The sequence below is a fragment of the Frateuria soli genome, from assembly GCF_021117385.1.
GTDB classification, from domain to species: domain Bacteria; phylum Pseudomonadota; class Gammaproteobacteria; order Xanthomonadales; family Rhodanobacteraceae; genus Frateuria_A; species Frateuria_A soli.
In genome coordinates, this window is record NZ_CP088252.1 from 2,498,194 (window position 1) to 2,512,963 (window position 14,770).

The window sequence follows — 14,770 nt, forward strand, 5'->3', positions numbered from 1 at the left end:
TCACTGAGCCTTCAGTTGCAGGGCGGGCGCGACGCGGCTGGCGCGCCAGGCCGGCAGCATCCCGGCCAGCAGGCTGCCGGCGATGGCCAGCAGCACGGTCAGCGCCAGCATGGAAAGATCCATGCGGGCGACGTGCGCGTAGCTGTCCGGGCGCTGGCGCACGCTCCACAGCCCGGCCTGCGCGATCGCCACGCCCAGCAGTCCGCCAAGGCTGCCCACCAGGGCCGCCTCGACGCCGAACTGCACGAAAATGTCGCGCCGCCTCGCCCCCAGCGCACGGCGCACGCTGACCTCGCCGCTGCGCCGCAGGAACTTGGCCAGCAGCAAGGCCACGATGTTGACCAGGCACACGACCAGGAACCCCAGCGCCAGCCACAGCTGGAGGCGCAGGTCGTTCGGCACCAGCTTCTGATGCGCGAGCCAGCCCATCATCGGATACAGCGCGGCATTTCCGGGCGGACGCTCGAACCGCCCCAGCTTTTGCTGGCTGGCGGAGTAGTCGACCAGGAACTGGCGATAGGCGCGCGCCTGCGCGGCGTCCTTCAGCCGCACCCACACCTGCAGCCAGGTGTAGTTGCCGCTGGTCCTGCCGCCCTCCTTCCAGCTCGCCTGGTTGCCGCTCACGCTCAGGTCCAGGTCCAGCGCCGTGGCCAGCGGCAGGAAGAAGCGGTCCGATTCGCCGTAATTGCCCCTGCCGGAGCCGTCGGCATAGAACTGCGGCTGCGGCGCCCAGTCGGCGGTGACCCCGGTCACCTGGAACCGCGCGTCGCCCAGCCGCACGGTGCGTCCCACCACGTCGGTCCGGCCGAACAACTTCATCGCCAGCGCGTGGCTGAGCACCACCAGCCGCGCACGCGCCTCGTCATCCGCCGCGGTCCACCCCCGGCCCTGCTCGAAGCGCAGCCCGAACAGCTCGAAGAAGCCGGCGGTGGCGTAGCGGCCGCCGACCCGGAACGGCATGCGGCCGGCCTGCACCGGCCAAGCCAGCACCCTGCCCCCGGCCATCGCCGCCTGCTGGTCCGCGCGATGCGCCTTGAGCAGCGCCATCGCGTCCGGCCAGGTGAAGTTGTCGCTCGGATCGCCCCACTCGTTGTGGCTGGGGTAGTTCGCCGGCAACGGGTCCAGGTGCGGGTAATAGAGCTGCGCGCTCAGCTCCGGCAACGGATCGCGCGTCATGACGTGCAACACGGTCAGCATGGTCATGCTGGCACCGATGCCCAACCCGATCGCCAGCACCATCAGACTGGTGAGCACGGGACTGCGCCGCAGGCTGCGCAGGGCGAGGTCGAGGTAGTAGGCGAACATTCCGTGTGCTCCCTGGGTGATCTGCACGGGTACGGGGGGGGGGTGGCGGGCCGGCGGCTCACACCGACCGGGTGGCCACCACCGGCGGCACCGCCGCGGCGCGCAGCGCCGGCGCCAGCACGGCCAACTGGCCGAGACCCCACAGCACCAGCGCGCCGGCCGGCAGGTACAGCACCGGCAGGCGCGGCAACTCGTAGCGGGTCATCAGCAGCAGGTTGATGCCGAAAGCCAGCACCATGCCCAGCACGATGCCGAAGCTGACGATGAGGAAATTCTCGGTCTGGAAGTAATGCAGGATGTCGCTTCGCGTGGCGCCCAGTGCGCGACGCACGCCGATCTGCTTGCGCCGCTGCGCCACCCAGAAGCTGGTCAGCCCCACGATGCCCAGCGCGGTCACCAGCAGCAACGCGACGATCACGCCCACCAGCATGCCGGCCATGGCGCGGTCGTCGCGGAAATAGCGGTCGCGCAGCTGCGGCAAGGTCTGGCTTTGTTCAATATCGACCACCACTTCCGGGGCGATCCTGGCGATGCGCTCGCGTGCATCGCGCAGCACGCGATCGAGCTGGCCCGGCGCGGCGCGCAGCAGGTAGACGCCGGCGAGGTGCTCGCCCGGCAGCGCGGGCACGAACACCGACCACTCCCGCGTCTCCGGGCCACCCTCGCCGCCGCTCGGCCGCGCGAGGTGATCCAGCACACCCATCACGCGATAGGGCCGGTCGGCGCACCAGATCACATGGCCGAGCGGGTCGGCGCCCGGCCACAGGTGCGTGGCCAGCGCGCGGGTCACCAGCACCGGCGCACTCCTTGGCAGGAAGTCGGCCACCGCGCTCATGTCGCTGGTCTGCGGCCCGCGGCCGGACACCACGCGCAGGCCGAGCGCCTCGAAGCTGCCCGGCCCGCCCACGTAGAAGTCGACCACGCCGACGATCTTCTGCGCCTCCCGGCTCAGCTTGATTCCCGCGGTGCCGGCGTGCTGCCCGAACGGCACCGCGTTGATCACGCTGACCGACTGCATGCCGGGAATCGTGCGCAGCCCGTCGAGCACGCGCGCATTGAGGTCGGTGGCCTGCGCCGGGTCGTAGCCGGTGAGCTTGAGCCCCGCCAGCGAGGCCTCGTCGACGCCGCTGGGCATGCCGACCTGCTGCACCCGGTTGGCGATCAGGAAGCACGCGTTGCAGAGCACCGCGCAGGCGAGCGCGATTTCCAGGACGATCAGCAGCGTGGCCAGGCGATGGCGGCGCAGCGCAGCGAGGACGGGTTGGATCTGCATGAGCTCTCGGCTCCTTTCAGGGAGTGCGGCCACGGATGACCGCTTGTCTGTCCGCACCACGGATGAGCGCACAGGCTTTCATCACGCGGCCCGGGTGGCGGCTTTCACGCGCAGGTACGGCGCATCAAAGCGTCTTCAACTGCAGGCCAGGCGCCACGCGACTCGCTCGCAGCGCCGGCACGAAACCGGCAAGCAGGCTGGCCAGTACCGCCAGCACGAAGGTGGCCAGGAACATCCCGCCGTCCAGGTGCACCAGGTCCGCGTACTCGACCGGCTGGCGCCGCACCAGCCACAACCCCAGCAGGGTCAGCAGCCAGCCGCCGAGGCCACCGAGCAGTCCGATCATGCCGGCCTCCACCAGACACTGGGCGAACACGGCGCCACGGCTGGCGCCGAGCGCGCGCCGCACGCCGATCTCGCCACTGCGGCGCAGGAACTTGGCCAGCAGCAGGCCCACCGTGTTGCACAGGCAGATAAGCAGGAACGCGAACGCCAGCACCACCTGCAGGCGCACGTCGCCGGGCACAACGTGGTTGAAGTCCAGCCACTGCATGAGGTCCATCATGCGGGTGTTGTCGCCGTGCACGAAGCGACCGAGCACCTTCTGCTGGGCGGCATAGTCGGCCACGAAGCGACGGTAGCCTGCGACCTTGGCCGCATCGTCCAGTTGCACCCACAGCGCGACCCACACGCAGGGTGCGGTCTGCAGATGCTTGAGCCCCTCGAGGTCGCCCCAGCAGGTGAACACGTTGAACTCGTTGCCGGCGATGTCCTGCGCCGTTCCGAAGGGCAGGAAGACATCCTCCGGCCTGGAGTAGAACGACGAGGTCTTGCCCTCCGAGAAGCGGCCACCGGCCACGTCGTAGAACTGGGGCGAGGGACGCCAGGGCGCCAGCACGCCCACGATGCGCACGTCCGTATCCTTCAGCCGCAGAGTGCGGCCGACTGAATCGGCGCCGCCGAACAGCCGGTTGTTGAGGTCGGAGGAGATCACCGCCACGCGCGTGCGCTGCGCATCGTCGGCCGGCGTCCAGGCGGTGCCGTAGCGCAACGGCACGGCGAACATCGGAAAGAAGTCGCTCGTGGTCGAGAGCACCCGTGCCATCTGCGGCGGCAGGTTCACGCCTGGCGCACGCATCTTCAGCTCGGTGCTGGCGATCAGCGCCTGGCGATCTGCCCGCTGCGCGCTCCACAGGTCCACGGCGGAACGGTAGTCCATCATGTCGCGCGGCTGACTGTCCGCCGACGGGCTGTCGGTGGGGTCGACCTGGGGGTAGAACAGCGTGGCGCTGCGCCCGGGCATCGGGTCGCCGGAGAGCAGGTGCATCACCGTCAGCGTGGTCATGCTGGCACCGATGCCCACTGCGATGGCCAGCACCATCAGCACGGTAAGCGCCTTGTTGCGCTTGAGGCTGCGCAGGGCCAAGTCGAGGTAGTAGCCGAACATCAGGCGCGCTCCTCCGTCCCCTGCTCCCCCTCCCCGCTGGGGAGAGGGCTGGGGTGAGGGGTGGCGCGGAGCAAGGGCTGCCGCCCGACTTGAATATTCGCTTCGAGTGCCTTCATCGATTTGCCCTTCGAAAAAACCAGCTATCCCGCGAGCCGCGGCCCTCACCCCAACCCTTTCCCCGCAGGGGAGAGGGAGCTTCGTCACACGCTTCGCGTGGCCACCACCGGCGGCACCGCGGCCGCGCGCATCGCGGGACCGAGCACCGCCATCTGCCCGATCAGCCACAACGCGATCGCGCCCACCGGGAAGTAATAGGCAGGCAGCCGCGGCAGTTCGTAATGCAGCATCAGGAACAGGTTGATGCCGTAGGCCAGCACCATGCCCAGTGCGATGCCGATGGTCGCCAGCAGGAAGTTCTCGGTCTGGAAGTAGCGCAGGATGCTGCCGCGGGTCGCGCCCAGCGCACGCCGCACGCCGATGGTGCGTCGCCGCTGCGCGACCCAGAAGCTGCCCAGGCCGACGATGCCCAGCGCGGTGACCACCAGCAGCGCGATGCACACGCCCAGCAGCAGGCCGGCCATCGCACGGTCGTCCTGGAAGAAGTCGGCACGGATGTCGTCGAAGGTCTTCTTGTCCAGGATCACCCGGTGCGGGTCGGTCCTGCGTAGCTCGGCGGCCGCGGCGGCGAGCACCCGGTCGCGGTCCGCCGGCGCGGTACGCAGCACGAAGCGGCTCGCGTTGCCGGTGTCCACCCGGAACGGGAACACCATCGACCACTGTGCCGTGGCATCGCCGTTGAACAGGGAGGGTCGGATCAGTCCGGCGACCACGCCGATCACCCGCACCGGCTGGTCGGCAAGGTAGATGGGCTTGCCCAGCGGGTCCTGGCCGGGCCACAGCTTTTCGCCCAGGCCGCGGGTGATGATCACGCCGGTGACCTTCCTGCGCACCGCCTCGTCGCGCTGTATCGCGTCGAAGTCGACGAACTCGTCGCTGTTGAAGAGCCGGCCGGCGATCAGTTGCGTTCCGAAGGTCTCCAGTGCGTTCTCGCCGTAATACATGGTGGCGTTGAGGGTGGCCTGGGTCTGCTTCGGATCGAGCTTGATGCCGCTGTTCCAGGAGCTGTTGGTGAACGGCACTTCGTTCACCAGCGCCACCGACTTCACGCCGGGGATCTGGCGCAGCGCCAGCAGGTCTTCCTGGGTATGCGCCTTGGCATCGCCCGGCTTGCCGATGCCGAAGGCCTGCACCTCGACCAGTTCGTGCTCGGCCACGCCGCTCTGCATCTTCATGCGGTCGAGCCGCTGGCTGATCAGGAATACCGCGTTGCAGACGATGGCGCAGGTCAGCGCGATCTCCAGCACCAGCAGCAGGGCGGTGATCTTGTGCCGGCGCAGCGTGGACAGGATCGGGAGGATGTCCATGTCAGTTGCTCTTCAGTTGCAGCGCGGGGGTGACCTGGCAGGCACGCCAGGCGGGAAGCAGGCCGGCCAGCAGCGTGGCGCCGACGGCGAGAAGGAAGGTGGCCAGCAGCATGGCCGGGTCCAGATGCGCGAGTGCGGCGTAGTCGGAGGGCTGCTTGCGCACCAGCCACAGGCCGAGCAGCGCCAGCAGCAGGCCAGCGCAGCCGCCGGCCAGGCCGATCACGCCGGACTCCACCAGCAGTTGCACGAACACCTCGCGGCGCGAGGCACCCAGCGCGCGGCGCACGCCGAGCTCGCCGCTGCGACGCAGGAACTTGGCCAGCATCAGCCCCACGGTGTTGACCAGGCAGACCAGCAGGAAGCCCAGCGCCAGCCATGCCTGCAGCCGCACGTCGCCCGGCACGACCTTGTTGTAGTCCAGCCAGCCCATCAAGTCGGGCAGTCGCACGTTGGGCGGGCGCTGGAAGCGGCCCAGCGCCTTCTGCTCCTGCGAGTAGTGCACCAGGAACTGCTTGTACGCGGCCGCCTTGGCCGGCGTGTCCAGCTGCGCCCAGAACTGCAGCCACACGCAGGGCGCGGTGTCCATGTGATCCGGGTCGGATGGCTTGCCTCCCCAGCAGTCAGTCGAGCCGTTGCGTCCGAGCTTGAGTTCGAAGGCGGTGCCCAGCGGCAGGTACACGCCCTCCTGGCCGGAATAGCTGCCGTTGTTGAGGTCGTAGAAGTGCGGCGAGGGACGCCAGTCGTCCATCACTCCGACGATGCGGAACGCCACGTCGTTCATGCGCAGCGTCTGGCCGGTGCTGTCGCGGCCCTCGAACAGTTTCTGGTTGAGCTTGCGCGAGAGCACCGCGACGCGGGCATGGGCCTGGTCGTCGGCCGGGCCCCAGCCACGGCCATAGAGCATCGGCACGCCGAACATCGGGAAGAAGTCGGCGGTGGTGTAGCGGGCGTCCTCGAAGAAAGGCTCGATCGCCGACTGCGCCGGCTGGACCGGTACCGCACCACCGGTCATCAACGCCTGGCGGTGGGCCCGCCCGGCGCGCAGCAGGTTCATGCCGTCAGTCCAGCTCACCTGCGCCGGCGGGTCCTCGCCGGGCTGGTAGCCGTCCATGTCCCGCGGGTCGAGCTGCGGGTAATACAGCTGCGCGCTCCGGCCCGGCAGCGGATCGCCCGAGAGCACGTGCAGCACGGTCAGCGTTGTCATGCACGCACCGATGCCCAGCGCGATGGCCAGCACCATCAGCGCGGTGAGCGCCTTGTTGCGCCTGAGGCTGCGCAGGGCGAGGTCGAGGTAGTAGCCGAACATGCTAGGCGCTCCAGGAGTGCAGGCAACGCCGCCGCGGCGGCATGCGGGTGCTGAAGAAGGGGCGGCGGCCGGCCGCGGGCGGTGGCAGCTCAGCCGGCACGGGTCGCCTCCACCGGTGGCACGCGCGAGGCGCGCAGGGCGGGCGCCAGCGCCGCGGCCTGCCCGAGCAGGAGCAGGACGGCCACGCCGGCGGCGAGGTAGGTCGGTGACAGGCCCTGCATGCCGAAGCGCAGGATCAGCCACAGGTTCATGGCCAGCGCCAGCAGCACGCCGAGCAAAATGCCGCCGCCGCTGACCAGCAGGTTCTCGACCAGGAAGTAGCGGACGATGTCCCGCCGGGTGGCGCCCAGCGCCCGCCGGACGCCGATCTGCCGCCGCCGCTGGCCGACGCGGAAACTGGTCACGCCCACGATGCCGGCGGCGGTGATCGCCAGCAGCACCGCGCTGATCACGCCCATCAGCGTGGCCATGCCGCGGTCGCTCTCGTAGGCACGCTCGCGCACCTGGGCGAAGCTCAGCACCCCCATCCGGGGGTCGAACATGCGGCGCGGATTGCGGGCGACCAGCGCCGCGGGCGCCGCGCGCATCGCCGCGGCAAGCTGGCCCGGGTGCGTGCGCACGATGTAGTAGGTGCCCAGGGTACTGGTCAGCCGCCGCGGCACGATCACCACCCGGTGCGCGAAGTCCGCGGCCCAGCGCGCCACGCTCTGCGCCTGCAACCTTTCGACCACGCCCACGATGGTGGCCGGGTTGCCCGCCAGGTAGAGAGTGCGGCCGACCGCCCCATCGCCATGGAACAAGGTGTCTGCCAGCGCCCGGGTGATGATCACCTGCGCCGGGTCGAGGCGGTCCTGCGCGGCCATGACCCCGATCTCCCCGGCGCGGAAATCGCGCCCGGCGACCAGCTTCAGGCCCAGCGTCCGCACGAAATGCTCGTCCGCGAAATACACCGTCGCACCGGTCGTGTCGGTCAGCTGGCCGGGGCGGAGCCGGATGCCGTCGTCCCAGCCAGCCCCGCGCAGCGGATAGGAATTGCTGGTGGTCACGTCGGCCACCCCGGGCAAGCGGCGCAACACCTCCAGGTCCGCGCGGGCTTCGGCGTCCAGTTGCGCATAGGAGGCCTTGCCCGCCCATTCGTTCTGGATCACGAAAATGTTTGCCTCGTCCAGGCCGGTCGGCTCGGACAGGTGCGACAGGCGCTGGTGCACGATGAACAGTGCGTTGCACAGGATCGCCAGGGTCAGCGCGACCTGCAACGCGATCAGCACGGCCCCGGCCTTGTGGCGGCGTAGTGCGGAGAGAATGGGCCCGACCTGCATGTCCATGGCGCGCCTCAGTTGGACTTCAGTTGCCAGGCCGGCTGCACCTGGGCAGCACGCCACGTCGGGTAGAACGCCGCCAGCACCGTCGCGGCGATGGCGACCGCCAGCGAAAGCGCGACCAGCCGCAGGTCCAGATGCGCCAGGCGGGCGATCTGCGGCTGGAACACCAGCCCGATGCCGAACATGCCCACGCCGGTGAGCAGCACGCCCAGCGCGCCACCGGCCAGTCCGACCATGCCGGCCTCGGCCAGGAACTGGAGGTAGATGTCCCGTCGCGAGGCGCCCAGCGCGCGGCGCACGCCGATCTCCGGCGCGCGGCGGAGGAACTTGGCCAGCAGCAGGCCGATCGTGTTGACCAGGCAGATCATGAAGAAGCCGATGGCCACGGCCAGCGCGATCCGGCTTTCGGGCGGAACGGCGCCGCGATAGTCGAGCCACTGGCGCACGTCGCGCAGGCGCACGTTCGGCGCCCAGCCGAACCGGCCCGCCTCGCGCAGCCGACGGGCGTAGCCTTCCAGGAAGCTGCGGTAGCCCTGCACCTGGGCGGCATCGTCCAGCTCCACCCACGGGCTGACCCACACGCATTCGCCGCGCAGCCAGCTCTCCCGGTCCGAGCCGCGCTTGCCGCCGCTGCCGCAACTGTTGTTGCCGTAGGTCTCGATGCCGGCGGCGACGGCGAAATTGAAGGGCACGAAGATCTGCGGCGGATCGGCGTAGCCGTTGCTGCTGAACATGTCGAAGAAGCGCGGCTGGGGGTTCCAGTCGTCGATGACGCCGGCGACGCGGTACGCCTGGTCGTCCATCACGACCGTGCGGCCCACGCTGTCCGTTCCACCGAACAGGCGCTGGTTGAGCTGGCGCCCGATCACCACCACCGGTGCGCGTGCCTCGTCGCCGTCCGCGTTCCAGCCCCGGCCGTACAGGAACGGCACGTCGAACATCGGGAAGAAGTCGGCGAAGGTGGCGTAGCCCAATGCCTTGAACGGCAGCCGGCCCGGTTGCTGCGGCATCACCGACAGCCCGACCTGGTAGAGCATGGTCTGGCGCGGCGCGCGACGGGCCTGCATCAGGGCCATCGCGTCGGTGTAGGTGAGCGCATCCGGCGGCTCGCCGTTGCGGTTGTAGCGCGGCCCGCGGTTGTCCAGCTGCGGCACGAACAGGCGCGAGGACTTCTGCGGGATCGGATCGCCGGAAACCACCCGGAACACGGCGTAGGTGACCATCGACGCGGCCACGCCGAAGCCGATGGACATCACCATCAGCGCAGTCAGCAGCGGGTTGCGCCGCAGGCTGCCGAGGCCGAGTTGAAGGTAGTGAACGAACATCGGGTATCCATGGTTTTGCTCCCGTTTCCCACGGGGAGAGGGTCGGATCAGGGCAAGAGCGAAGCGAAAGCCCGCCCTTGCCCGGCTGCTCGTACCGCCATCGGCAGGCAAGCCCGCTCTCTGGCTCCAGCCCCGGTCCCCAAGGGAAACGGGGCTCCGATCAGACGCTGCGGGTCGCCTCCACCGGCGGCACGCGCGAGGCCTTCATCGCGGGCGCCAGCACGGCGCCCTGCCCGAGCAGCAGCAGCGCGATGACGCCCGCCGCCACGTACAGCAGCGACAGCCGCTCCATCTCGAAATGGCTCACCAGCCACAGGTTCATGCCGATTGCCAGCGCCGCGCCGACGATGACACCGCCCGCACCGATCAGCAGGTTCTCGGTGAGGAAGTAGGAAAGGATGTCGTGCCTGGTCGCGCCGAGCGCACGGCGCACGCCGATCTGCTTGCGTCGCTGGCCGACCCAGAAACTGGTCAGGCCGACGATGCCTGCGGCGGTGATCGCCAGCAGCACCGCGCAGACCACGCCCATCAGGATCGCCATGCCGCGGTCGCTCCTGTAGGCCTGCTCGCGCACTTCGGCGAAGGTGCGCACGCCGCGCTCCTCCGGGATCACGCGCATGCGGTTGGTCTCGAACAGCAGCGTCGGCACGGCCTTGGTCATCCGTGCCAGTTCGCCGGGCCGGGTGCGTACCAGGTAGTTGCCGAAGCTGCCTTCCAGCAGGAACGGCAGGAGCACCGAGTTCTCCGCAAAGTTGGTTGCCCAGTTGCCGGTCCAGGGCACCTGCAGGCGCTCGACGATGCCCACGATGGTGGCCGGCTTGGTGCTGGACAGGTAAACCGGTTTACCCAAGGCGTTGCCATCGGGGTAGAGCTTGCTGGCCAGCGCCTGGCTCACGATCACCGGCACGTTGGTTTCGAAATCCCGCGGGTCGACCCAGCGCACTTCCTCGGGGCGGAAGTTGCGCCCGCCCACCAGTTTCAGCCCCATGGTCGCGAGCGCGTGCTCGTCGGTGAAGTACAGCGTGGTCTGCGCGGGCGCCCGCCGGACGTCGTCCTTGACGGAGGGCTTGGTGTCGGCACCGAGCGACCAGCCACCGCCGCGCAGCGGGTAGGAGTTGATCATGGTCGCGTCGACCACGCCGGCTTTCTGGCGCAGCGCGGCCAGGTCGGTCTCGGTCAGCGACTCGGTCGCCTTGCCGTCGGCGCCGACCCAGCGGTTGTTGACTGCGAGCAGGTCGGTTTCGACCAGCCCGGTGGGCCGGGACAGATGCTCGGTGCGCTGGCGGATGATGAACAGCGCGTTGCACACGATCGCCAGCGTCAGCGCGATCTGCAGTGCGATGAGCACGGTGCCGGCCTTGTGGTGCTTGAGGGCGGCCAGGATGGGCTTGATCTGTAGCATGGTCTAGAGCCTCCTCAATGCCTTTCCATAGCCCGCGCCGGGAACTGTTTGCGCGCAGACTGAGGAAGAACGCAGGAACGTATGCCGATACGTGACGGAGTGATGACGCGGGGATGCGGGCAAACAGGCCCGGCCCGAAGAGTTGGTCATGTGCGCCCACCAGGCGGCGCGGCGCGGCTTGAGCTGACGGCCAGTCAGGCGCTGCGCCACGCACCACCACCTGGCGAGCGCACATGACCAACGCGGGCTATGGAAAGGCATTGAGGAGGCTCTCCGCTTAGTTGGACTTCAGCTGCCAGGCAGGCTGGACCTGCGCGGCCCGCCAGGTGGGATAGAACGCCGCGAGCACGGTGGCCGCCACCGCTACCACCACGGTCAGCGCCACCAGCGAGACGTCCAGCGTGGCCAGGCGCGCGATCTGTTCGTCGAACACCCAACCGACGCTCAACATGCCCAGTCCGGTCAGCACCAGGCCGAGTGCTCCGCCGGCCAGGCCGACCGTGGCCGCCTCGATCAGGAACTGCATGTAGACCTCGCGGCGCGAGGCACCCAGCGCCCGGCGCACGCCGATTTCCGGCGCGCGGCGCATGAATTTGGCCAGCAACAGGCCGATGGTGTTGACCAGGCAGATCAGCAGGAAACCCAGCGAGACCATCAGCGAGATCTTCGACTCCGGCGGCACGACCTTGTTGAAGTCCAGCCAGTCGGTAACGTCGCGCAAGGCTACGTTCGGCGCCCACTTGAAGCGGCCGGCACGCTGCTGTTCGGCGGCATAGCCGGTAAGCCAGCGCCTGTAGGTATCGGCATCGGCCCGGGTCGGAAGCTCGACCCAGTAGCCGACCCAGATGCATTCCGAACGCAGCCACGCGTCCCAGCCGTTGCCCGGGTCGGCGTTGCAGTTGTTGTTGCCGGCGGTGGGCATCTGCAGGTCGATCGCGCGGGTGAAGGGAATGAACAGGGCGATCGGATCGCCGAAGCCGCCGGTGTTGACCGGATCGAAGAACAGCGGCTGCGGGTCCCACGCGTCCGTCACGCCGGTGATGCGGTAGTCGTGCCCGTCCAGGTTGATCGTCTTGCCGACGCTGTTGGCGCCGTTGAACAGCTTGTCGTTGAGCTCGCGACCGATCACCGCGACCGATGCGTGCGCATCGTCCTGCGCCTGGCTCCAGGCGCCGCCGTAGAGGAACGGGATGTCGAACATCGCGAAGGCGTCGCCGTACCAGGCGTAGCTGTTGGCGGTGATCGGCAGGCGATTCCCGTCGGCCGGGATGACCGACGGCGACACCGGATACAGCGCGGTCTGGCGCTTGGCTTTGTGTGCGCGCATGAAGGCCATCGCGTCGGTGTAGGACATTGCCGAGGGCGGCTCGCCCTGCTCCAGGTCCTCCGGCTTCCAGTTGGCGATCTGGACCGCGAAGAGTTCGTCGGATTTCTGCGGAATCGGATTGCTGGAGGTCGCCCGGAACACCGAGTAGGTGATCATCGAGGCGGCCACGCCGAAGCCGATCGCCATCACCATCAACGCGGTCAGCAGCGGGTTGCGGCGGAGACTGCGCAGGCCAAGCTGGAAGTAGTAGGCGAACATGTCGGGGTTTCCGGAGTGGAGGGCAACGGCGCGGTGCAGCCCCCTCTCCCCCGGCATGGCCGGGGGAGAGGGCTTTGTCAACGTCAGGCGTCGGCGACGCGAGCGTTGTGCGCGTGGAAGCGCGGCTCTTCGGCCAGGTCAACCACCTGGCCGTCGATGATGTGCACGTTGCGCTGGGCGCGGGCGGCCAGTTCCGGGTCATGCGTGACCATGACGATGGTGGCGCCCTCGCGGTGGATCTCCTCCAGGAGTTCCATCACGCCGCGGGCCATCTGGGTGTCCAGGTTGCCGGTCGGTTCGTCCGCCAGCAGCAGGCGCGGGCTGCCGGCCAGTGCGCGGGCGATCGCCACGCGCTGCTGCTGGCCGCCGGAGAGTTCGGCCGGATAGTGCTTGGCGCGCGAGGCCAGGCCCACGCGCTCGAGCGCGTCCATGATCCGCTGCTTGCGCTCGGCCGCCTTCATGCCGCGGTAGCGCAGCGGCACCTCGACGTTGTCGTAGACGTTGAGGTCGGGGATCAGGTTGAACGCCTGGAAGATGAAGCCGATCTTCTCGTTGCGGATCTTCGAGCGGGCGTTGTCGTTGAGCTGACTCACCTCGATGCCGTCCAGGTGGTAGTGGCCACCGGTGAAGGTCTCCAGCAGGCCGGCGATGGTCAGGAAGGTGGTCTTGCCCGAACCGGACGGGCCGGTCACGGCGACGAACTCGCCTTCCTTCACGTCGATGTTGAAGTCACGCAGCGCGTAGGTCTCCACCACTTCGGTGCGGTAGACCTTGGACAGGTGGGTCATTTTCAGCATGGTGGTTGCCTCGTTGGCGGGTTGGTTGTTGGGGTTGCGGGAGTCGGGAGTCGGGAGTCGGGATTCGGAAAAGACGGGCTCGGGAGCTTTTGCCTACGAATCCCGAATCCGCAATCCCGAATCCCGGCCATCAGTCACTGATCGCGACCCTGGCCGCATCCTTGAAGTTGTCGGTGCCGGAGATCACGATCCGGTCGCCTTCCTTCAGGCCGTCCCGGATCTCGACCTTGTCGATGCTGCTGGCGCCCACGCGGATCGGCTTCTTCTCGGCGATGCCCTCGTGCACGACGTAGGCGTAGTTGCCGCCGGACTCGTCGACGAACGAGCCACGCTGCACGGTCAGCACGTCGTCGCGCTTGTCGAGCAGGATCCGTACGGACAGGCGCTGGTTCTGGCGCAACTGCTTGGGTGTGCTGCCCGCGAAGCGCAGGCGCGCGGCCACCTCGCCATTGACGACCTCGGGCGAGATCGCGCTGACGATGCCCTTCCAGGTATGGCCGTTGCCGGTGATCTCGCCGGCCATGCCGATCGCCAGGTCGCGGGCGAAGCTTTCCGGCACCTGCATTTCCACTTCGAGTGCCGACAGGTCGATCACGCTGAGCAGCTTGGCGTCCTTGGCCACGGTGGCGCGCTCGGCGATGAACAGCTGGCCGACCTGGCCATCCACGGGCGATTTCACGTTGAGGTCGTCCACCTGGCGCTTGAGGTCCTTGACCAGCAGCTCCTGGCGCTCGTGCGCGAGCTTCTTGGACTTGATGTCGAAGTTCAGGCTGTCGTTGTCCATGCCCAGGTCCGCCTTCGCATGCTGGGTGGTCAGCCTGGCCTTCTGCAGGGTGTCCTTGGCGCGGTCCACGTCCATGCCGGAGACGGCGCCGAGCTTGAACGCCTTCTCGTTGCGGGCCAGGTCGCGCTCGGCCGCCTGCTGGTCGATCAGCGCGTTGTCGAAGGCCTTCTGCAGCGCCGAGCGCTGCTTGCGGGCCTCGATCTGGGCGCGCTGGTATTCCACCTCCATCGCGTCGGCGTTGGACTCTTCCTGCAGCAGCTTGTTGGTCAGTTCGGGGCTGTCGACCACGGCCAGCACCTGGCCTTTCTTCACCGTGTCGCCCGCATGCACCTTCAACGTGACCGCGCCGCCGGAAGTGGCGTAGAGCGTGGGGCTGACCGCCGCCACCACCTTGCCTTCGGCCGCGATGTCGCGCACGAACAGGCCGCGTTCGACGGTGGCGAAGGACAGGCGCGAGGCGCTCACCGAGGCGTCGGCCGAGAACAGCCGCATCGCGGTGGGCAGCGCAAAGCCCAGCCCCACCAGCACGGCCAGGCCGATGCCGGCGATGAGCAACTGGCGCTTGCGGTTGGGTTTGACCTCGACCAGGCGGTCTTGAGCGGAGGTGTCGCGAATCATCGGGCGGTCCTGACCTGAAGTGACTGGGGCAGGTTGAGCAATCGCCGTGCCAAGTCGGGTCGGAGCCGCGCAACCCTTGGGGTTGCTGGTTTTCCGCAAGGGCGCGCCGGACGTGTCCGCTGTCCGCGGACACCGGCACGGACAGGCGGACAAGCGGGGCGGACAGGTCGCCACGCCGGCAG

At 68.7% G+C, this 14,770-nt stretch carries 11 protein-coding genes; all 11 read right to left on the reverse strand.

The window, feature by feature from the left end; all coding sequences use genetic code 11:
• On the reverse strand, positions 1-1,305 hold the full coding sequence (locus tag LQ771_RS11545) for an ABC transporter permease (RefSeq protein WP_231349560.1): 1,305 nt from the start codon (positions 1,303-1,305) through the stop codon (positions 1-3).
• A 58-nt stretch (positions 1,306-1,363) separates the two neighbouring features.
• Positions 1,364-2,578: an ABC transporter permease gene (locus tag LQ771_RS11550; protein WP_231349561.1), complete on the reverse strand. Its 1,215-nt coding sequence runs from the start codon at positions 2,576-2,578 to the stop codon at positions 1,364-1,366.
• A 124-nt stretch (positions 2,579-2,702) separates the two neighbouring features.
• On the reverse strand, positions 2,703-4,025 hold the full coding sequence (locus LQ771_RS11555) for an ABC transporter permease (RefSeq protein ID WP_231349562.1): 1,323 nt from the start codon (positions 4,023-4,025) through the stop codon (positions 2,703-2,705).
• 200 nt (positions 4,026-4,225) lie between these two features.
• A complete protein-coding gene (locus LQ771_RS11560; protein WP_231349563.1) occupies positions 4,226-5,449 on the reverse strand; it encodes an ABC transporter permease in 1,224 nt (407 codons plus the stop codon).
• Between the two features lies 1 nt (position 5,450).
• The gene (locus tag LQ771_RS11565; RefSeq protein WP_231349564.1) at positions 5,451-6,755 is read right to left on the reverse strand and encodes an ABC transporter permease; all 1,305 of its coding nucleotides are present in this window, start codon (positions 6,753-6,755) and stop codon (positions 5,451-5,453) included.
• A gap of 89 nt (positions 6,756-6,844) precedes the next feature.
• A complete protein-coding gene (locus LQ771_RS11570) occupies positions 6,845-8,080 on the reverse strand; it encodes an ABC transporter permease (protein WP_231349565.1) in 1,236 nt (411 codons plus the stop codon).
• A gap of 8 nt (positions 8,081-8,088) precedes the next feature.
• On the reverse strand, positions 8,089-9,402 hold the full coding sequence (locus tag LQ771_RS11575; protein ID WP_231349566.1) for an ABC transporter permease: 1,314 nt from the start codon (positions 9,400-9,402) through the stop codon (positions 8,089-8,091).
• 160 nt (positions 9,403-9,562) lie between these two features.
• On the reverse strand, positions 9,563-10,804 hold the full coding sequence (locus LQ771_RS11580; protein ID WP_231349567.1) for an ABC transporter permease: 1,242 nt from the start codon (positions 10,802-10,804) through the stop codon (positions 9,563-9,565).
• A 277-nt stretch (positions 10,805-11,081) separates the two neighbouring features.
• A complete protein-coding gene (locus LQ771_RS11585; protein ID WP_231349568.1) occupies positions 11,082-12,389 on the reverse strand; it encodes an ABC transporter permease in 1,308 nt (435 codons plus the stop codon).
• A gap of 83 nt (positions 12,390-12,472) precedes the next feature.
• Positions 12,473-13,186 carry an ABC transporter ATP-binding protein gene (locus tag LQ771_RS11590; protein WP_231349569.1) on the reverse strand — a complete coding sequence of 238 codons (714 nt, stop codon included), beginning with the start codon at positions 13,184-13,186 and terminating at the stop codon, positions 12,473-12,475.
• A 130-nt stretch (positions 13,187-13,316) separates the two neighbouring features.
• Positions 13,317-14,588, reverse strand: coding sequence for an efflux RND transporter periplasmic adaptor subunit (locus LQ771_RS11595; protein WP_231349570.1), 1,272 nt, complete (start codon positions 14,586-14,588; stop codon positions 13,317-13,319).
• Positions 14,589-14,770: the final 182 nt, after the last annotated feature.